18 protein-coding genes and 1 pseudogene are annotated in these 18186 nt (G+C 63.6%); 12 read left to right on the plus strand and 7 right to left on the minus strand.

The window, feature by feature from the left end; all coding sequences use genetic code 11:
• Nucleotides 1-47: 47 nt before the first annotated feature.
• The 3 genes from MTX19_RS07885 to MTX19_RS07895 form a co-directional block, all read right to left on the minus strand.
• Nucleotides 48-1211 (minus strand): OpgC domain-containing protein, encoded by a 1164-nt coding sequence (locus MTX19_RS07885; RefSeq protein ID WP_280983128.1) that lies wholly within the window; start codon nucleotides 1209-1211, stop codon nucleotides 48-50.
• Between the two features lie 139 nt (nucleotides 1212-1350).
• Nucleotides 1351-1548 carry a hypothetical protein gene (locus MTX19_RS07890; protein ID WP_280983129.1) on the minus strand — a complete coding sequence of 66 codons (198 nt, stop codon included), beginning with the start codon at nucleotides 1546-1548 and terminating at the stop codon, nucleotides 1351-1353.
• 161 nt (nucleotides 1549-1709) lie between these two features.
• Nucleotides 1710-1868 carry a hypothetical protein gene (locus tag MTX19_RS07895; RefSeq protein ID WP_280983131.1) on the minus strand — a complete coding sequence of 53 codons (159 nt, stop codon included), beginning with the start codon at nucleotides 1866-1868 and terminating at the stop codon, nucleotides 1710-1712.
• 344 nt (nucleotides 1869-2212) lie between these two features.
• Between MTX19_RS07895 and MTX19_RS07900 the strand changes: the two genes are divergently transcribed.
• The gene (locus MTX19_RS07900; protein ID WP_280984725.1) at nucleotides 2213-3115 is read left to right on the plus strand and encodes a helix-turn-helix domain-containing protein; all 903 of its coding nucleotides are present in this window, start codon (nucleotides 2213-2215) and stop codon (nucleotides 3113-3115) included.
• A 2-nt stretch (nucleotides 3116-3117) separates the two neighbouring features.
• Here the strand turns inward: MTX19_RS07900 and MTX19_RS07905 are convergent, their stop codons facing one another.
• Entirely contained in the window at nucleotides 3118-3918 is an 801-nt protein-coding gene (locus MTX19_RS07905; RefSeq protein WP_280983132.1) for an N-formylglutamate amidohydrolase, read from the minus strand.
• 102 nt (nucleotides 3919-4020) lie between these two features.
• Between MTX19_RS07905 and MTX19_RS07910 the strand changes: the two are divergent.
• Nucleotides 4021-4158: pseudogene (locus tag MTX19_RS07910) on the plus strand (transglutaminase N-terminal domain-containing protein); the annotation flags it as partial.
• A gap of 119 nt (nucleotides 4159-4277) precedes the next feature.
• Nucleotides 4278-4676, plus strand: coding sequence for a gamma-glutamylcyclotransferase family protein (locus tag MTX19_RS07915; protein ID WP_280983135.1), 399 nt, complete (start codon nucleotides 4278-4280; stop codon nucleotides 4674-4676).
• Nucleotides 4677-4784: 108 nt separating this feature from the next.
• On the opposite strand, the gene MTX19_RS07920 is transcribed toward MTX19_RS07915, so the two are convergent.
• Nucleotides 4785-5339, minus strand: a complete 555-nt coding sequence (locus MTX19_RS07920) for a chlorite dismutase family protein (RefSeq protein ID WP_280983136.1) — start codon at nucleotides 5337-5339, stop codon at nucleotides 4785-4787.
• Between the two features lie 205 nt (nucleotides 5340-5544).
• Here MTX19_RS07920 and dnaG point away from each other — a divergent pair, with 205 nt between their 5' ends.
• On the plus strand, nucleotides 5545-7536 hold the full coding sequence (gene dnaG, locus MTX19_RS07925; RefSeq protein WP_280985915.1) for a DNA primase: 1992 nt from the start codon (nucleotides 5545-5547) through the stop codon (nucleotides 7534-7536).
• A 366-nt stretch (nucleotides 7537-7902) separates the two neighbouring features.
• A complete protein-coding gene (gene rpoD, locus MTX19_RS07930) occupies nucleotides 7903-10032 on the plus strand; it encodes an RNA polymerase sigma factor RpoD (RefSeq protein ID WP_280983138.1) in 2130 nt (709 codons plus the stop codon).
• A 196-nt stretch (nucleotides 10033-10228) separates the two neighbouring features.
• On the opposite strand, the gene MTX19_RS07935 is transcribed toward rpoD, so the two are convergent.
• The gene (locus MTX19_RS07935) at nucleotides 10229-10465 is read right to left on the minus strand and encodes a hypothetical protein (protein ID WP_280975927.1); all 237 of its coding nucleotides are present in this window, start codon (nucleotides 10463-10465) and stop codon (nucleotides 10229-10231) included.
• 273 nt (nucleotides 10466-10738) lie between these two features.
• Between MTX19_RS07935 and MTX19_RS07940 the strand changes: the two genes are divergently transcribed.
• The 7 genes from MTX19_RS07940 to MTX19_RS07970 all read left to right on the plus strand — a co-directional run bounded on the left by MTX19_RS07940 (nucleotide 10739) and on the right by MTX19_RS07970 (nucleotide 17398).
• Entirely contained in the window at nucleotides 10739-11149 is a 411-nt protein-coding gene (locus tag MTX19_RS07940; protein WP_280983139.1) for an ester cyclase, read from the plus strand.
• A 69-nt stretch (nucleotides 11150-11218) separates the two neighbouring features.
• On the plus strand, nucleotides 11219-12025 hold the full coding sequence (locus tag MTX19_RS07945) for a lytic murein transglycosylase (protein WP_280983142.1): 807 nt from the start codon (nucleotides 11219-11221) through the stop codon (nucleotides 12023-12025).
• 162 nt (nucleotides 12026-12187) lie between these two features.
• Nucleotides 12188-13036 carry an FRG domain-containing protein gene (locus MTX19_RS07950; protein ID WP_280983144.1) on the plus strand — a complete coding sequence of 283 codons (849 nt, stop codon included), beginning with the start codon at nucleotides 12188-12190 and terminating at the stop codon, nucleotides 13034-13036.
• A 752-nt stretch (nucleotides 13037-13788) separates the two neighbouring features.
• Entirely contained in the window at nucleotides 13789-14190 is a 402-nt protein-coding gene (locus tag MTX19_RS07955; protein WP_280983145.1) for a response regulator, read from the plus strand.
• Nucleotides 14191-14292: 102 nt separating this feature from the next.
• The gene (locus tag MTX19_RS07960; protein ID WP_280985916.1) at nucleotides 14293-14904 is read left to right on the plus strand and encodes a LysE family translocator; all 612 of its coding nucleotides are present in this window, start codon (nucleotides 14293-14295) and stop codon (nucleotides 14902-14904) included.
• 623 nt (nucleotides 14905-15527) lie between these two features.
• The gene (locus MTX19_RS07965) at nucleotides 15528-16748 is read left to right on the plus strand and encodes a GGDEF domain-containing protein (RefSeq protein WP_280983146.1); all 1221 of its coding nucleotides are present in this window, start codon (nucleotides 15528-15530) and stop codon (nucleotides 16746-16748) included.
• Between the two features lie 35 nt (nucleotides 16749-16783).
• On the plus strand, nucleotides 16784-17398 hold the full coding sequence (locus MTX19_RS07970; RefSeq protein ID WP_280983147.1) for a peptidoglycan recognition family protein: 615 nt from the start codon (nucleotides 16784-16786) through the stop codon (nucleotides 17396-17398).
• A gap of 246 nt (nucleotides 17399-17644) precedes the next feature.
• Here the strand turns inward: MTX19_RS07970 and MTX19_RS07975 are convergent, their stop codons facing one another.
• Nucleotides 17645-18037: a hypothetical protein gene (locus tag MTX19_RS07975; RefSeq protein ID WP_280983148.1), complete on the minus strand. Its 393-nt coding sequence runs from the start codon at nucleotides 18035-18037 to the stop codon at nucleotides 17645-17647.
• Between the last annotated feature and the right edge of the window lie 149 nt (nucleotides 18038-18186).

An 18186-nucleotide genomic window follows, 5' to 3' on the forward strand; every position in this document is an offset into this window, starting at 1 on the left:
TATTGACGCGAAGCGGGAAAGCTGGCCGGGATTGTCGCGGTTGCGGGCTAGGTCGGCTGCATCAGGCGCGGCTGCCGAGCGGGCTTGATCGAGATCGAGTTGAGCAGCGTCGCAGCGGCGATCATCACCAGAATGCCGCCGACGCTGAGTGCGATCTGCATGGCTATTCCATTCGAGATCTCGAGCAGCGCCAGGTGGCTGCCACAGGCCAGCAGCACGCCGAGGCAATAGATCGGCAGCGAGTTCTGGCCACAGCAGATCATGCTGCGCAGCGCCGGCGTCTGCAGCGCCGGCCAATCATGCGGCACCAGCCGCACCGCCACGACCGCGATCGCCAGAAAATGCAGCAGCCGCACGGGATCGAGATTCGATTTGTCCACCGGGTGAAGCAGCTTCGCCAGCGCCTCCGGGACCAAGGTTCCCAGCGGCTCGATGTGCCAGCTCAGGGCAATGAAGAGGCTGACGAGCAGATACAGCACGGCAACGACCAGCACTACGCGTGACGTTATCCAGGGCCGGACGGGGTCGCCCGCGATCATCCACCACGCGCCGAGCACGACCAGGAGCTGCCAGGCCATCGGATTGAAGGCCCAATGACTGCTCGGCCATGCCGGCACCATCCAGCCGAACACGTGCACCAGCACATAAAGTGCGAAGGAACTGCCCAGCGTCGCGTTCGGCCAGCGCAGCAACAGCCACAACAGCGGCGCGAACAACAGGTGAAGCAACACGAAAATGGGCAATACGTCGGCATTGACCGGGCGGTATTGCAGGATCACCGCATGCGCGAGCGTCGCGCCCGGATCTTCCAGCAGAACGCGCGTATTGCTCTCGTCGGCCAGGTCGTCGCCGCCTGCAAGGTAGGTCATGATGGCGTAAGCGAGCGTGAGCAGCAGAAACGCCGCATAGATATCCCATCCTCGCCGCAGCGAGCGGCTGATCACGCCGTTCCAGCCCTCATAGCGGCGCGCCCTGCCGTAGGCCAGCGCGCAAGTGACGCCGGACATGAACATGAAGACTTCCGCGGCATCGCTGAAACCGTAGTTCTTGAGCGTCAGCCAGCTTCCGATGTTGTTGGGGACATGGTCAAGGAAGATGCACCACAGCGCGATGCCGCGGCAGGCGTCGATGCGCAGGTCGCGGCCGGATCCCTCGAGCTCCGGCGGAGGCTCGCCGACCAATGGCTTTGAGATGTGCATGCGATTGTGCATTTGGTTGCCCTGACCGACGTGCCACCGCACTCTCGGTCGGGCCTGGATCGATGAGATACTTCTCCGGAACGACTTTGCAGTTCGCGTTGCGCGCGATGTTCCGGCGTGTGCGGGCCGACCGAGCGGATGCGGTTACGCGCTATCGGACAGTTGAGGGTTCGCTTGTTGTGACGCCGTTCTCCAGGCCATTGCCACGATCTCCCGGGTTGGCAGGATTAGTGGCATCCCAATTCATGTCGAGGACGTCATCACCGACGGTGGGGACCAGGAACTGCTTGCGCATCTCAGCGAGGCGGGCACGGCAATATTCCCGATAGAGCAAGTCGAGTATGGACATGTTCAAATCCTCGCTTGATCAGCACTGGTTGGCGCCCCATGCAATTATTTTCGGTTATTTCACCCGGGCTGAGGACGAGCAGAGCCGGCGGGTAATGTTCTGACGAAGGTTGCCTTCTGACGAGGATTGCCATCTCGCGCCCAGCGCGCGGCACGACGTCATCATCGGGGAAGCGGATGTCCGGGAAGGCGGATCGCGGCCCGGATCACTGAATGCAATAGATTGCGAATAATGTCGCAAATTCGAGCAATGCTTGCGGCCGCTGCACCGACGATGTCCAAAACGGACGTGATGGCGGCAACCTGAAATAGCCTCATCATGGCTCTCTCCTCTTTAGAGAGATATTTTCACCACGACTTTCGCAATTACTTTAGTCCAGAGTTCCTCGCTTCGACGTGAACTAGCTCACTTGCAGTGTCGATTGCGATGAGTGACACTAGTGAGCAGACAGCGCCGTGTCTTGGACTTCTGCGCACCTCGGATTGGACGGTCGGGTGCGCGAAGCGCAAATTGCAGATAGCAAATTGCGGATATCGGCAGTCGATTGTCGGAATAACTCCGGTTGTTGCGTGAGGCTTGGAGATTCCGCATGTCCGCGGACACTGCCGATTTCAAGTCGATTCGATTTTCCACCCGCGAGCTCCCGGAGCGGATGCGCATCCCGATGTGGCGGGAAGAGTTCGGACGGCGCATCGTCCACGCCGATATCGAGACTGTGTCCGACGCTCCGTTTCACGCCGAAGCAACGCTGCAGGCGCTTCAGGGACTGCGCGTGCTCGCATGGACGGGATCGGCCATGCGCTTCAAGCGCATGCGAAGGAATATCGTCGATGGCGATGACTCGATCGGCTTCATCGTCAGCTCTCCGAGTACGAGCCTGCTATCGCAGCGCGGCCGGGAGATCGAATTCCGCGCCGGCGATGCCATCGCGCTTCTGCACTCGGAGCCGGCTATTGTCAGCTATGTCGAAGGACTTCAACTCGGTCTGGCGGTGCCGCGCGACGCACTGGTGCCGCGCGTGACCGATCTCGACAGCCTTGTGATGCGGCGGATTTCCCGCCGAACCGAGGCGCTCCGGCTTCTCATGACTTACCTGAAGTCGGCATTGGGGCAGGGCGCGCTGGCTGCGCCCAAGCTGCGCGATACCATCGTGACCCATATCCACGACCTCGTGGCACTCACAATCGATGAATGCGCTCCCTTGGGCGAGAGCAGCGCGAGCGCGGTGATCGCGGCGCGCCACAGCGCCGCCCTCGACCACATCGCGGCGCACTTTCAGGATCCGGATCTCAGCCTGGAGATCGTGGCCCGTCGCCAGGGCATCTCTCCGCGCTACCTGCAGCGCCTGATGGCGTCGTCGGGTGCGTCTTTCACGGAGCGCGTCAACGAATTGCGGTTGCAAAAGGCGTTCACACTGCTGACCGCGCCGCACGAGGGCGCGCAGCGAATTTCCGACATTGCGCTGGAGGCCGGCTTTTCGGACATATCGCACTTCAACCGGCTGTTCCGGGCCCGCTTCGGCGATTCGCCGCGCGGCGTGCGCAGCGCCGGCAGCCGTGCTGCGTGACTTCACGCGATCAGCGCCTCCGCCCACAGCATCGCCTCGATCTCGCTGAGGATGCGTGCCAGGCGATCGGCCCAGGCTGTCTCGCCGGCCTGGTCGGCGATCAGGTCCTGACGGATCTCGATACCCGAATTCATTAGCCCACGCATCTCTCCATGTATGGGGATCGTATAGTCGGTCTCGTCGCTGACCGCATAAGGCTCGTTGTCGCCGACCACGAGGTCGCCCTCGCTGCGCAGCTGTTTCAGCAGCAGCGGCGGCAGCACCTTGTCGCGGTGATAGAGCGTGCCGATGTGCCAGGGCCGCGCGATGCCGGCGTAAACGGGCGTGAAGCTGTGCAGCGACACCAGCACCGTCGGCATGCCGCGCCGGGTCCGTTCGTCGATGATCTCGTCGATCCGCCTGTGATAGGGATCGAAGATCTGCGCGCGGCGCATTTCGGCATCGCCGCGCGACAGGCCTTCATTGCCCGGGACGGTGGTCGCTTCGCTGATCAGCGGAATCGAGCTTGCGGCATGCGGCGGCCGATTGCAGTCGATCACAAGCCGCGAATAGCGTTGCGCGATCAGGTGCACGTTGAGCTGGTCGGCGAGCTGTTCGGCGACGCCGGCGATGCCGATGTCCCAGGCGATGTGGCGTGCAAGCTCGCTTTCCGGCAGGCCGAGATCGCCGAGCGGCTTGGGAATCAGCCGGCCATAGTGATCGCAGGTGAACAGGAATGGAGAGCGGCTGTCCGTGTTGCGTTCCAGAATTGGCGAAACGTCGGTGTTAGCGAGCAGAAATGACAGGCCACCGACGCGATTCAAGGTGTTTTCCTCAATTTTGCCTATTCAGGGAGCAAGCGGATCTGGAAACGAGCAGTATTCTCTATAGATTAAGCCGCCCAAAATCACGATGATTGTTCGACGATGCCGCTGCTCACTATTCATCACAAGACCGTTTATCGCTGCGCGCAGCCGGTAGCGTTCGGCGAGCACCGCATCATGCTGCGTCCGCGCGACGGCCATGATCTGCGCGTGCTCGGCAGCGAGCTTGCGATCGATCCGCGTCAGTGCAGGGAGCGATAGCGACGATCTGTCCGCCGAAGCTTTCGGCGAAGGCCGAAGCAATCCATCTTTGCGGCGGCACGGATTGCTTCGCTGCGCTCGCAATGACATAGAGGGCCATGATCTCCGACCTTCTATTCGTCTACGGCACGCTGATGCGCGGCTTCGACCATCCGATGGCGAAGCTGCTGTCGGCCAACGCCGACTTCCTCGGCGCGGCGCACTGCCGCGGCCGGCTCTATCTCGTGAAGCATTATCCGGGGTTGCTGACATCGGACGACCCCGCCGACATCGTGCACGGCGAATTGTTCCGCCTGCGCGAGCGCGACGCGATGCTGCGCGAGTTCGACATGTATGAAGCCTGCGGCGAGGGTTTCCCGCCGCCGACCGAATATGTCCGCAAGATGCTGCCGGTCACGCTCGCCAATGGACGCATGAGCGAGGCGTGGACCTATCTCTACAACTGGCCGGTGACGCACCTGCCGCGGATCGCGTCAGGCAGATTTCTCGGACATTAGAGTTGCTCCGTCATGCCCGGGCTCGTCCCGGGCATTCACGTCTTTTCCGGCTGCCTTGCAACAAGACGTAGATGGCCGGGACAAGCCCGGCCATGACGAAGAGAGGCCTCAGTTCTCGCGCACCACGCGTATGTCGACCTCGCGCTCGACATAGGTCCACTCTTCGGTCGCGCGCAGCATGCCGACCAGCTCGTCGAACAGGTCTGCATGTTCGGGCGCGAATTCGAACCAGGTCAGGAAGTCGAAGGGGACGCCGAGATCGCGAGAATGAAACAGCTGGCGGGCGATCGCCGGCAGGTATTTCAGCGTGCCGGAGATATGGTGCGACTTGTCCTCGATGATCTTGCGCCGCTCTTCCTGCGTCAGCTCCCACCATGCGGCGGATTTCCTGATCGGGATCAGCGCTGCATGCGTCGCCTCGCTCCGGCCGAGCTTGGGCTCGATGGCGGCGAGCTTGTCCTTCTCCGCCCGCTCGGTGTAGCGCAGATTGCTCGCGACGCCGGCGAGCCGCCACGCGGTCGATGACGGCAACAGCGGCAGCGCGATCGCCTCGCTCGAAATCACCGACAGCGCCGCGACCTTCGGCAGCGTTTCGCCCTTCACCCGCACGATGGAAGTCACCTTCCAGCCGCCACTCTGTCCGCCTCGGAATGTCGTGAACATGCCCCTATCCAAGCGCGGAACCGGAGCAGGTTCAAGTTGGCCGCAACGTCTCTCCACCGCAGATTCCGGGGTAGTCCGACGGGACAAGCAGCGGGATGACAGCCTGTGAATTGCTCGGAAAAGCCGCCACAAGCTTAGTATTTCAGTCGCCGCCCCTATATGGCTAATCGGTTATCCACGCATTCCCGCCAACCCGACCTCATCAATGCGCTTCACGCCCCAATTTCTCGACGAGCTGCGCGCCCGGCTTCCGGTCTCGGAAGTCGTGGGCAAGCGCGTCAAGCTCAAGAGGGCAGGGCGCGAATGGAAGGGGCTGTCGCCGTTCCAGCAAGAGAAGACGCCGTCCTTCACCGTCAACGACCAGAAGGGCTTTTACCACGACTTCTCCTCGGGGCGGCACGGCAACATCTTCGACTTCGTGATGGAGACCGAGGGCGTCACCTTCCCGGAGGCGGTCGAGCGGCTGGCGGCGATGGCCGGCATGGCGATCCCGGCGGCGACGCCGGACGCCGCGCGCCACGAGCAGCGCCGCCGCACGCTGCACGACGTGATGGAACTCGCGACAAAGTTCTTCGCCGACACGCTGGCCTCGCGCAACGGCGCGAAGGCGCGCGGCTATCTCGCTGATCGCGGCATCTCGCCGGCGACCCAGCTCCAGTTTCGCATGGGCTATGCGCCGCCGGACCGCTTCGCACTGAAGGAGCATCTGGGCGCGCAGGGCATCTCCACCGAGGACATGGTGGAGGCGGGGCTCTTGGTGGCCGGCGAGGACAAGCCGGTGCCGTTCGATCGCTTCCGCGACCGCGTGATGTTTCCGATCACGGATGCCCGCGGCCGCGTCATCGCGTTCGGCGGTCGCGCGCTGGAGAAGGACGTTCCGGCCAAATACCTGAACTCGCCGGAAACCACGCTGTTTCACAAGGGCGACAATCTCTACAACCTGTTCACCGCGCGCCAGGCCGCGCATGACGGTGCGCAGCTCATCGTGGTCGAGGGCTATGTCGACGTCATCGCGATGGTGACCGCGGGCTTTCCCGGCGCCGTGGCGCCGCTCGGCACTGCGCTGACCGAGAACCAGCTCGCGCTGCTCTGGAAGATGGCGGACGAGCCGATCCTCTGTTTCGACGGCGACCGTGCCGGACAGAAGGCGGCCTATCGCGCCGCGGATATCGCGCTGCCGAATCTGAAGCCCGGCAAGAGCCTGCGCATCGCGCTGTTGCCGGAAGGGCAGGACCCCGACGATCTCGTCCGTTCCGGCGGCCGCGGCGCGATCGAGGACGTGATCTCCGCCGCGCGCCCGCTCGCCGACATGATCTGGTCGCGCGAGATCGAGGGCGGCAGCTTCGGCACGCCGGAACGCCGCGCCGCGCTGGAAGCCCGCATCGGCGAACTCACCAATGGCATCCGCGACGAGGTGGTGCGCCGCTACTATCGGCAGGATTTGCAGGAGCGTCTGCAGCGCACCTTTGCGCCCGAGGGCGGGCGCGGCGGCTACGGCCGCGGCAATTTCCGGGGCGGCCGCGGCAGCGAATCACCCCGGCAGTTTGTGCCCCGCGGCCCGGCCCAGGGCGGCCGATTCGGCCCCAAGGGCCCGGTTCCCGGCCTTGGCCGCGGTCCCTACCAGGCGGCCAGCCCGCAGTTGGCCAACAGCTCGATCATGCGCGGCCAGCGCAGCGCGATCTCCCGGCGCGAGGCCCTGATCCTTGAGTGCCTGATCAACCACCCCTGGCTGCTGCACGACCATCTGGAGGAGGTCGCGGCGCTCGAGCTCGCCCACCCCGAGGCCCACAAGCTCCGCGCCGGCATCATTGCGGCTTTCGCCAACGACCACCACCATTCCCCGGACGCGGAGGAGCAGGCCGAGAAAATGCGGTCTGACCTCGAGGCGGGCGGATTTTCGCAAGCGCTTCAAAGGGTTGAGAGCGCGCTGACGACCCAGGCGGTGTGGGGCGCCAAGGTCGGCGCGGCGCGGGAGGATGTTTTATCGACCTGGCGGCAACTCGTTGCCTTGCATCAGAAAACCCACGCCTTACTTAGGGAAAAAAAGGATGCTGAGGCGGCTTTGGCTGAAGACGGAAGCGAGGCCAATCTGGCATGGCTGCGGGATATCCAGGCCCGGATGGCGGAAGCCGACGGGACCGAGGCCCTGATCGAGGGGTTCGGCGAATTATCGGGCCGGTTCCAGCGTAACGTGTGACGAAAAATGATGCGGACGGCGTTGGCCGAACTCGCAAAAAGACTCGCCAAATCCATGGTTTGGCTGCAAAAACAGGGTTAAGCGAAACTTTAATAGCACCGTAGCATTTTCGGGCGAAGTGGTGCCGCCGGTTCGTCGTGAAGAAAATCCGCCAGATTAACGTTTGGCGCGTCTTCTGATCGTAAAACCGGTAACCACTTTTTGCGGAAGACGCGCCGGGCTATTGCAGATGGAAACCGTCGAAACGGATGGCAGGGGTGGCGATCATGTGCGCCGCCCTTTGTGCGTCGAGAGCAATTCTAGATATCGTGCGGATGTGCGTGCGTGGCGCCATTTTGCATGACCGCGTTTTCGGGAGCTTAGTGAATGGCCACCAAGGCAAAGACGCTGCAGGTTAAGGACAAGGAAAAAGACGACAAGGCGGCGGATGCTCCCGAGAAGGATTCCGCCGACGCGCCGTCGCCGTTGCTCGACCTGTCGGATGCCGCGGTGAAGAAGATGATCAAGCAGGCCAAGAAGCGCGGCTTCGTGACCTTTGATCAGCTCAACGAAGTGCTTCCCTCCGACACCACCTCGCCCGAACAGATCGAAGACATCATGTCGATGCTCTCGGACATGGGCATCAACGTCACCGAGGCCGAGGACTCCGAAGGCGAGGACGAGAAGGACGACGGCGACGACGACACCGACAACGAGCTTGTCGAGGTCACGCAGAAGGCCGTCACCGAGGTCAAGAAGAGCGAGCCCGGCGAGCGCACCGACGATCCGGTGCGGATGTATCTGCGCGAGATGGGCACCGTCGAGCTTTTGTCGCGCGAGGGCGAAATCGCGATCGCCAAGCGCATCGAGGCCGGCCGCGAGGCGATGATCGCGGGCCTCTGCGAAAGCCCGCTGACCTTCCAGGCCATCATCATCTGGCGCGACGAGCTCAACGAAGGAAAGATCTTCCTTCGCGACATCATCGATCTCGAAGCCACCTATGCCGGTCCGGAGTCCAAGGGCGGCATCAACCCGAACCTGATCGCCAACAACAGCGGTGACGGCGCTGGCGCCGAGGCCAATGGCAGCGGCGGCGAAGCGGGCGCGCCCGCGCATGTCGCGCCGCCGGCAGCGCCGCCGTCGCCGACCCCGTTCCGTGCCGCGCCTGCCGGCGAAGCCGAGGGCGAGGAGAAGGATCCGGGCGAGGCCGCCGCCGAAGCCGACATGGACGACGACGAGTTCGAGAACCAGATGTCGCTTGCCGCCATCGAGGCCGAGCTGAAGCCGAAGGTGGTGGAGACCTTCGACAAGATCGCGTCCGAGTACAAGAAGCTGCGCCGCCTGCAGGAGCAGGATATCGCCAACCAGCTGCAGAGCGAGTCGCTGTCGCCCTCGCAGGAGCGCAAGTACAAGAAGCTGAAGGACGAGATCATCGTCGAGGTGAAGTCGCTGCGCCTCAACCAGGCCCGCATCGATTCGCTCGTCGAGCAGCTCTACGACATCAACAAGAAGCTGGTCTCCTTCGAAGGCCGCCTGCTGCGCCTCGGCGACAGCCACGGCGTCGCGCGCGACGACTTCCTGCGCAACTACCAGGGCTCGGAGCTCGATCCGCGCTGGCTCAACCGTGTCTCGAAGCTCTCGGCCAAGGGCTGGAAGAACTTCGTCCATCACGAGAAGGACCGCATCAAGGACCTGCGCCACGAGATCCAGTCGCTGGCCGCGCTGACCGGGCTCGAGATCGGTGAATTCCGCAAGATCGTGCATGGCGTGCAGAAGGGCGAGCGCGAGGCCCGTCAGGCCAAGAAGGAGATGGTGGAAGCCAACCTTCGCCTCGTGATCTCGATCGCCAAGAAGTACACCAACCGTGGCCTGCAGTTCCTCGACCTGATCCAGGAAGGCAATATCGGCCTGATGAAGGCGGTCGATAAGTTCGAGTACCGCCGCGGCTACAAGTTCTCGACCTACGCCACCTGGTGGATCCGGCAGGCGATCACCCGTTCGATCGCCGACCAGGCCCGCACCATCCGCATCCCCGTGCACATGATCGAGACGATCAACAAGATCGTCCGCACCTCGCGCCAGATGCTGAACGAGATCGGCCGCGAGCCGACCCCGGAAGAGCTCGCCGAGAAGCTCGGCATGCCCCTGGAGAAGGTCCGCAAGGTCCTCAAGATCGCCAAGGAGCCGCTGTCGCTGGAGACGCCGGTGGGTGACGAAGAGGATTCGCACCTCGGCGATTTCATCGAGGACAAGAACGCGATCCTGCCGATCGACGCGGCGATCCAGTCCAACCTGCGCGAGACCACCACGCGCGTCTTGGCCTCGCTCACCCCGCGCGAGGAGCGCGTGCTGCGCATGCGCTTCGGCATTGGCATGAACACCGACCACACGCTGGAAGAGGTCGGCCAGCAGTTCTCGGTCACCCGCGAACGCATCCGCCAGATCGAAGCCAAGGCGCTGCGCAAGCTGAAGCACCCGTCGCGCAGCCGGAAGCTGCGGAGCTTCCTGGATAACTGATTTTGTAAGTCAGTATTGACTGTCGTTGCCGGGCTTGACCCGGCAATCCATCGCAACAAAAGCGGCGGGCAAAAGCCCGCCGTTTTCGTTTGGGCTGGTCCGGATCATAACTCGGGCGCCAGCTGCTGATTGGGCGCAACGACAATGCGCTCAACAGATGCGTTGGTTGGTTATTAGTGACCCGCCTCGCGCGCCGCTACTTCTTCTTCACCCCGACCCGCTCGATGCTCTTGATCTCGAGCGGCGGGCGGCCACTCTTTTCGGCGATCTCGCGATCCTGGTCGCGGAGGAAGGCGCGCGCCGGTTCGTCGCCGTCGAGGCCGCCAAGCAGCTCCGAGGGCACGCGGCGGTTGGAGCGCTGCGAGCCGTCCTCATAGAAGACGTTGAAGAAGGCGAATTCGCCTTTGGGATTGGTCCCGGGTTTCTTCGGCATGCGCGGCTTGTCCCCGATCGCCGCAGTGCTGTCAAAGCAAATCCCGCGTGTGCTCACGCTGGGCTGCCCTGCGCGAGCCGCGAACATTGCCTACCCGAGCGGCTTTCATATCGGGGCGAAACGAAGCCGTCCGCGAAAATTTCGCGCCTTCACTTTGTCGCGACGCAAGCCGCTGATTTTTTGACCTTCGTCGCTTGCGCCCTTGCGGGCGATTCGCGTATGAGGCGCACTCTGCCGTTTCTGCAACCAGCCCCTTCGGGAAGCGATATTCCGATGTCCAACGCCACCCTCGACGCCAACAAGGCGCTTGTGCTCGCGCATTACGACGCCGTGACCAACGGCCACGATCCCGATGCGATCCGCGCGCAGCTCGCGCCCGACTTCTTCGACCACGCGGCGGGCAAGCGGATGAGCGCCGACGAGGTGATCGCATACTCGGCGGCCATGCACGCGACCTTCGCCGACCTGTCGGCGGTGGCCGAATGCCTGGTGGCCGAGCGCGATATCGTCGCCGGCCGCTTCGTCTGGCGCGGCCGGCATCGCGGCCCATGGCGCGGCATCGCCCCGACCGGCCACCGCGTCGAATTCCGCGGCATGACGTTCTGGCGGATTCAGGACGGCAAGATTTCCGAGCGCTGGGCGGAGATCGATTTCGCGGGGCTGGAGCGGCAGCTCAGGGGGTGAGGTCCGTTTTGACCACAACGTCAAACGCATGGCATCATCCACGGCGGGCGGCTTTTCCAGGACATCAACATGCTCAGACTTCGTTTGGTCGTTTTCTTTTGCGCGCTTGTATTGGCCGCTCCTTCCTACGCCGCCCACTGTGGCGGCAATTTCAACACCTTCGTCCAGTCGTTCTCGCAGGACGCCGCCGGCGCCGGCATCTCGCAGGATGTGATCTCGGCGGCGCTCGGCACTGTGCGGCAGGATGGCGGCGTGCTCGCCTTCGACCGGCGGCAGCGCTACACCTTCAACAAGACGTTCGAGCAGTATGTCGCGACCCGCGTCGGCCCCGGGCGCATCAATGGCGGCCGCGCGCTGTTGCAGCGTCACGCGGCGCTGCTGTCGCGAATCGAGCAGCAGTATGGCGTGCCGCGCCAGATCCTGGTCGCGATCTGGGGGCTGGAGAGCGATTTCGGCAAGGGCGACATGGGCAAGCTGCCGGTGATCCGCACGCTCGCGACCTTGGCGCATGATTGCCGCCGCTCCGATCTGTTCCAGGGCGAGCTGCTCGCGGCGCTCAAGATCGTGCAGCGCGGCGACCTTCGTCTCAATGACCTGATCGGCGCCTATGCCGGCGAGATCGGCCAGACCCAGTTCCTGCCGTCGTCCTACATCAAGTATGGCGTCGATTTCGACGGCGACGGCCGGGTCGATCTCCGCCACTCCGTAGCAGACGTGCTGGCCTCGACCGCGAACCTCTTGCACAGCAGCGGCTTCAAGATGGGCGCGCCCTATGACGAGGGCAGCGCGAATTTCGAGGCGATGCGCGAGTGGAACAGGGCGGTGATCTATCGCAAGACCATCGGCTACTTCGCGGATCGGCTGATGGGGCGGTGACACCCAGCCTCGCCTCGATCGTCGTTGCGAGCCAACGGGTCGCGCGAATGCGCGCCCGATGACAGGCTCCGCGAAGCAATCCATATTTCGGCATATGCGGAACGATGGATTGCTTCGTCGCTTCGCTCCTCGCAATGACGCCTCGCATTATCAGGCCTTCCCATGGAAACCATCGGCAGCCAGAAGATCTGGTCGTTCTTCGATCGCAAGGGCTGCCAGGTCGCGAAGAACTCGGCGGTCCGGGAGGGGCCCGGGCATCGCGTCGGCTCCTATCTGGAGCTCGCGACCAAGATCGCCGAACTGCAATTCCTCAACCGCGATCATGTGCTGATGTTTCGCGGCCAGGGTGCCGACCACAGGAACGTCAAGGGCAACAGCTCGCTGAAGCCGACGCTGTTTCGCGGCGGCCGCGGCAATCCGGATCGCGCCACGCTGGTCACGCGGTTCGAGGCGCTGCAGCGCGCCGGGCAGCTTCTGGTCGGCGACTATACACGAGCGAAGCTGCTCGGCCTCGAGCGGCTGAAGCGCCATCATTTGCTGCGCTGGTCGATCCTGCAGCATTACGAGGTCTGCGCTACGCCGCTGCTCGACGTCACGCATTCGATCCGGATCGCCGCATCCTTTGCCTCGCTCGCCGGGACCGATACCGCCTTCCTCTATGTGCTCGGCGTGCCCAATGTGAGCGGCGCGATCACCGCGAGCGCCGAGGCCGGCATCCAGATCGTCCGGCTCTCCAGCGTCTGCCCGCCTTCGGCGGTGCGGCCGCATATCCAGGAGGGCTACCTCCTCGGCGAATATCCTGATGTGATGGGCTACGAGCAGAAGGAAAACTATTTCGCTTACGAGATGGATTTCGGCCGCCGGCTGGTCGCGAAGTTCTCGTTCAGTCCGGCGGCGTTCTGGAAGAGCGACAATTTTCCGCAAGTGGCGCGAAGCGCGCTCTATCCGTCGGAGCGCAGCGATCCGCTGTACCGGCTGGCCCTCGGCGTGAAGAAGCAGCTGGGCGGATGATTATCTTCCCCGTTATTCCCAGGGCAATCGCATCTGCTGATCACGTTGCGCGTTCGATGCATGCGGTTTGGTACCCACAAACTCGTCATGCCCGGGCTTGTCCGGGCATCCACGTCTTTGGTTTTCCATGTGAAGAAAGACGTGGATGGCCGGACAAGCCCGGTCATGACGACGTGGAAACGTCAACCGCAGAGCCCGCTGGTGACATATGCGATTGCCCTGCCCTTGTGGGGGTGAACCGCGGGCTGAGCGGATCGATACGGGCATCATCCACGCAGTTGCGTTTGCTTGTGGCTGTGACGGATGCGGGGAGTGCACGTCGTGTGACACCCCTCTCCCTAGCCCTCCCCCGCAAGGGGGGAGGGAACCCTTTCGCCGGTGGCTTCCTAACAGGCCAATCACTGAGTTGCCCGTGACGGGCAAATTTCCGCTTCGCGATTCACCCAACTCAGCGGTCTAATGCGCGCGTCTCACCCACTTGAGGGGCGCTGCCGCTCGACGCCAGCCTGGCTCGCCGCCGGGATGCACGACCGAGAGCCTGACCGGACTGTTCGCCATCACGCGCGGCCGATGCCGCTGGCGGCTCCGGTCACGGCGGCGGCGGATCCACGGATCGCAGTCACGGGCAGACTCCATCTGAGGCAGGGCGCGGGTTCCCATCGCTTTTCCCGGATTGGAACTGAACCATAAAGGGAGTTGAGGCATTTGTTCTGTGAGCGCTTTCAACCCGATCACTCAAGGAAGGCACACCCATGGGACAGTCAAAACCCTACCGTGCATTGGTGGTCGAGGATGATCCGATGCAGCGCGCGATGATTGGTCTGTTGCTGGAAGAAAGTGATTTCGACGTGATCGCTTGCGAGAGTGCGGAAGCCGCCGAGCTGGTGCTGCAGGGAAGCCCCGACAGCGTGGTGCTGATGATGACGGATGTCGAGCTGGCCGGCCACATGACCGGCGTCGAGCTTGCGCATGCCGCGAAGCGATACAATCCCGACCTCGACGTGGTCGTCATGTCGGGCAAGCCGTTGCAGCAATCGCTGCCCGACGGCGCGATGTTCTGGGCCAAGCCGTGGGCGCCGCTGGACGTGATCCGCGTCGCCGAAATGAAAGCGTCGGCACTCGCCGGCGAGGGCGGCCCGAGCAGGTCCTCATAACGAAGTTGTCAGCGCGGGCAAATAGCAGGAGCCGGTACGCCGCTTCCGCCTGTGCGGATGACGTGCTAATTGCGGGCGCATGTCCAGCCCGTGGCCGACCAAATGACGCTGTCCTTCCTGCTGACCTCGCTGATCGTGGTCGCATCGCCCGGCACCGGCGTGCTCTACACGCTGGCCGTGGCGCTGACGCGGGGCTCACGCTCGAGCGTCGCCGCCGCCTTCGGCTGCACGCTCGGGATCGTGCCGCAGATGCTCGCGGCGATGCTCGGGCTTGCCGCGATCCTGCACACCAGCGCGGCGGCGTTCGCGGTGCTGAAATGGTGCGGCGTCGTCTACCTGCTCTACATGGCCTGGCAGGCGCTGCGCGAGCACGGTGCGCTTTCCGTCGACACCGAGCTCAAGCCGCGCTCGCGCGGGCGGGTGATCGTGACCGCCATCCTGATCAACATCCTCAATCCGAAGCTGTCGATCTTCTTCCTCGCCTTCCTGCCGCAGTTCATCGCGATCGACGAGCCGCATCCGCTGGCGCGGATGGTCGAGCTTTCCGGTGTGTTCATGGCGATGACCTTTGCGGTGTTCGCGCTCTACGGGCTGTTCGCGGCCTCGGTGCGCGATCGCGTCGTCACCCGTCCGAAGGTGATGGCCTGGCTCAGGGGGAGCTTCGCCGCGGGCTTTGCCCTGCTCGGCGCGAAGCTCGCATTTGCAGATCGCTGACCGCGCACCTATCTGAGCGCGGATGTATCAAATAAAAAAGCGGGCCTTGCGCCCGCTGCTCTTCAAACCGGTTTCCCGCTCTGGGAGCCCGGGCAGGGCACGAGCCGCTACCCGGGCGAGAAACGGTTTACTTCTTGGCCTTGGCCTTCTTCTTGGTGGCCTTTTTCGCCTTCTTCGCCTTCTTCGCTTTCTTAGCCATAGTATCCTCTCAGGGTTTCATGGATTGAACGCGACTCCGAGGCATGCTTGGCGGAGGGCCGGCCTCGCAACATCCTCGGTCACAAACTCAGCAGATTCGCAGCCGACTGCCGCGTGCTGTCACGGCGCTGTCATCACGTTATCCACAGCTGTTATGCGTTTTCGGCAACTTTTCACTGCATTGTTCGCGCCATCAGCAACCGCGTCGTCGTCCGCATGCTTAACGTTGCGCAAATGGCGGTCGCGTACGCCTTCATCAATTCAAAACCACAGCATCGGTTGGTGGCTTGCGAGTGAGAGTCCGTTAAGCGGCGCCGCTGCATCCTCTCCGTAAGACAACGGGGATTGTCGTTCGGGGGGAGCGCCTCAAGGGCGGGGGTTCGAACAGAGGGGAGGCGGTACCTTATGCGGTCTCGGACAAGGCGATGCTGAGCGTTCCGACGCTTTGGACAGTGTTCGTCATCAATTTTCTCGCGCTCGGCCTGATCTGGGCCTATGTGACGCACAGCTATCCGGCATTCGGCGCGGCCCGGTTCTGGACCGCTTCCTCGTTCGTCGCGGCCTTCGGCGCCAGCTGCGCAATGCTCCGCGTGGTGATGACGGATTCGCTGCTGCCGCTGCTTGCGGCCGGCACGCTGATGGTTTTCGCCGCGTGTCTTGCCGCAATGGGGATCGAGCGGTTCTACAGCAAGCCCGTGACCTGGCGCATCACCGCGTTGACCACTTCGCTCGCCTTTGCAGGCCTCGGCGTCTTCATCTTCGCCTATGACAGCATGCCGATGCGCATTTTCGTCTATACGATCGCGCAGATCGCGCCCTTCGCGCTGACGTTGAAGTTGCTGCTTTCGCCGGAAAATGGCCGCGTCAGCCCCGGTGCACGACTCGCCGGCATCGTCGCCATCGTCATCATCGGCATCTATACGCTGCGCCTTGTCGGCGCCTTGGTGCACCCTGGTGAATTCTCCTTCGTGCGCTTCAACGCGTCCCAATCGCTCCTGGTCCTCGTGCTGGTCTTCCTGTCGATGGCGCTCAATTTCGGCTTCCTGTTGATGGCAATGGACCGCTTGCGCAACGAGGTCGCCGATCTCGCGCTGCTCGACGATCTCACCGGTGTCGGCAACCGCCGTCACCTGGCGCGACGGCTGACCGAGGAATGCGCGCGGTCCGACCGCAGCGGCGAACCGTTCGCGCTGCTGGTGATCGACCTCGACGGCTTCAAGGCCATCAACGACACCTTCGGCCACGCGGCCGGCGACGCCTGCCTGCAGCACTTCACGTTGATGGCGCAGACCCGGCTTCGGCCGGGCGATATGCTCGCCCGCACCGGCGGCGACGAGTTCTGCATCGTGCTGCCGTCCTCGACGCTGCGCGAAGGCGCGATGATCGCGCGCCGCGTGCTGGAGGTGTGCCGCGCCGATGCCGAACAGTGCACCGGCAAGGACATCCCGATCGCGGTCTCGATCGGGGTCGCGCAATGGACCCGCGAGATCGGCATGCATTCCGACCGGCTGATCGCTGCCGCCGACCACGCGCTCTACGATGCCAAGAAGGGCGGCAAGAACGGCTACGCGACCTACGAGCCCAGGCCGGCCCCGGCGCCCGAGCAGGTCGAGTTGCTGGAGGCTGCCCTCCGAGAGTCGGCCTGAGCATGCTATCGAGCAGCGACACCGGACCGCTCCGCATGATGCTTCGCCTGCTCGCTGCGCTGCTTGCGCTTCCTTCCGTTGCCCTTGCCGAAACGCCCGACCTCGCGACGATCGCGCGATCCGCGGGCACGCCCGAGATTCCCGGCCTCAAGATGGTCTGGCTGTCGCCCTGGGGCGACGTCGCCAAATCCCATCCCTGGCGCAATATCATCGTGCACCAGACCGAGGGCCCGGCCGGCTCGGCGCGCTTCGGCGCGCTCGAGCAGCACAGGAATCCGACCCGGCGCGGCGTCATGGTCTGGGTCGAAACCGACGGCACGGTCTATTGGGCGGTCGCCGACAATCTCGTGCCGACCCACGGCGACGGCGCCGATCGCAACGACAACAAATACATCGACAACGGCAAGACCTATCATCAGGTCGTCGGTAGCAATTCCATCGGTGTCGAGTTCGCCGGCAATTATCCCGATGTCACGCGCGGGCCGACCGATGCCCAGATCGCGGCATGGCGGGTGCTGGTGAAGGTGCTGCGTGCGCGCTACGGCATCCCGCTCGACCGCGTCTATGCGCACAACTGGATCGACTTCAAGGATGCCCGCTACTGCGAAGGCTGCGCGCTCGCGACGATGGCGCGGCAGTGGGGCAAGTAGGGGCGGGTAGTCGTCATGCTTGGACGAGGACGCTCGGCCCAGCAACAGCCGTCATCGCCCGGCTTGACCGGGCGATCCAGTATTCCAGAGGAGCGGTTATATTGCGCGCCCTCTCTTGACCGTCGCGGCGTACTGGGTCCCCCGCTTTCGCGGAGGACGACAGTGGAGTTGGTGAGAAAGCTACCCAAAAACAAAAAAGCCGGCGTTGCCGCCGGCTTTCGTGTCTGTTGGCCCGGACGTTCCCCTTCAGCGAAATGCCTTGGGAAGATCGGGCGACGGCTTCGTCACGATCTGGTGCGCGTCGCGCCAGATCACTTCACGCTGGCGCGAGGTCGTGATCGCTCGCACCGGCAGGCCACCCTCTTCAAGCAGCCAGGCGCAGTAGCGCGCGCGGCTGATCGCTTCACGGGCTTCGGGATCGAACCAGCAAATGCCCCAGATCGAATCGCGCCGCTTGAAGTGCCGCGCGATACGCCCGGGAATCGGCAGATGCTGTCCGAACCAGGTGAACTGGTCGGAAAGCTCCTGCCGAATCCAATCCGGGCAGTCGTTCTGGTGGATGCACCAGGACGCACGAAAGAAGCCGCTCTCCACGCGGCTGTGCGGGTGGATGAGCGGTGTAACGAACCGCAAATACATGACGACACGGCGCGACGCCGTGTTGCGTCACGCCCCTCGTAGTCGGATACGATGAATGGAGGAACAGCCGCTAAGCGGCGTTCGGCGCGTGGCCGCTAGTCGATCACGGATGGGCGGCGGCGGTCGGAACGTATCGATCTATACTTCAT

Source organism: Bradyrhizobium sp. ISRA464, assembly GCF_029910095.1.
Lineage (GTDB): Bacteria > Pseudomonadota > Alphaproteobacteria > Rhizobiales > Xanthobacteraceae > Bradyrhizobium.

Excerpts from the sequence above, each read along its gene's own strand:
- MTX19_RS07885 (WP_280983128.1), bottom strand. The coding sequence starts at position 1,211 with ATGCACAATCGCATGCACATCTCAAAGCCATTGGTCGGCGAGCCTCCG.
- MTX19_RS07890 (WP_280983129.1), bottom strand. The coding sequence starts at position 1,548 with ATGTCCATACTCGACTTGCTCTATCGGGAATATTGCCGTGCCCGCCTC.
- MTX19_RS07895 (WP_280983131.1), bottom strand. The coding sequence starts at position 1,868 with ATGATGAGGCTATTTCAGGTTGCCGCCATCACGTCCGTTTTGGACATC.
- MTX19_RS07900 (WP_280984725.1), top strand. The coding sequence starts at position 2,213 with ATGTGGCGGGAAGAGTTCGGACGGCGCATCGTCCACGCCGATATCGAG.
- MTX19_RS07915 (WP_280983135.1), top strand. The coding sequence starts at position 4,278 with ATGATCTCCGACCTTCTATTCGTCTACGGCACGCTGATGCGCGGCTTC.
- MTX19_RS07920 (WP_280983136.1), bottom strand. The coding sequence starts at position 5,339 with ATGTTCACGACATTCCGAGGCGGACAGAGTGGCGGCTGGAAGGTGACT.
- dnaG (WP_280985915.1), top strand. The coding sequence starts at position 5,545 with ATGCGCTTCACGCCCCAATTTCTCGACGAGCTGCGCGCCCGGCTTCCG.
- rpoD (WP_280983138.1), top strand. The coding sequence starts at position 7,903 with ATGGCCACCAAGGCAAAGACGCTGCAGGTTAAGGACAAGGAAAAAGAC.
- MTX19_RS07935 (WP_280975927.1), bottom strand. The coding sequence starts at position 10,465 with ATGCCGAAGAAACCCGGGACCAATCCCAAAGGCGAATTCGCCTTCTTC.
- MTX19_RS07940 (WP_280983139.1), top strand. The coding sequence starts at position 10,739 with ATGTCCAACGCCACCCTCGACGCCAACAAGGCGCTTGTGCTCGCGCAT.
- MTX19_RS07945 (WP_280983142.1), top strand. The coding sequence starts at position 11,219 with ATGCTCAGACTTCGTTTGGTCGTTTTCTTTTGCGCGCTTGTATTGGCC.
- MTX19_RS07950 (WP_280983144.1), top strand. The coding sequence starts at position 12,188 with ATGGAAACCATCGGCAGCCAGAAGATCTGGTCGTTCTTCGATCGCAAG.
- MTX19_RS07955 (WP_280983145.1), top strand. The coding sequence starts at position 13,789 with ATGGGACAGTCAAAACCCTACCGTGCATTGGTGGTCGAGGATGATCCG.
- MTX19_RS07960 (WP_280985916.1), top strand. The coding sequence starts at position 14,293 with ATGACGCTGTCCTTCCTGCTGACCTCGCTGATCGTGGTCGCATCGCCC.
- MTX19_RS07965 (WP_280983146.1), top strand. The coding sequence starts at position 15,528 with ATGCTGAGCGTTCCGACGCTTTGGACAGTGTTCGTCATCAATTTTCTC.
- MTX19_RS07970 (WP_280983147.1), top strand. The coding sequence starts at position 16,784 with ATGATGCTTCGCCTGCTCGCTGCGCTGCTTGCGCTTCCTTCCGTTGCC.
- MTX19_RS07975 (WP_280983148.1), bottom strand. The coding sequence starts at position 18,037 with ATGTATTTGCGGTTCGTTACACCGCTCATCCACCCGCACAGCCGCGTG.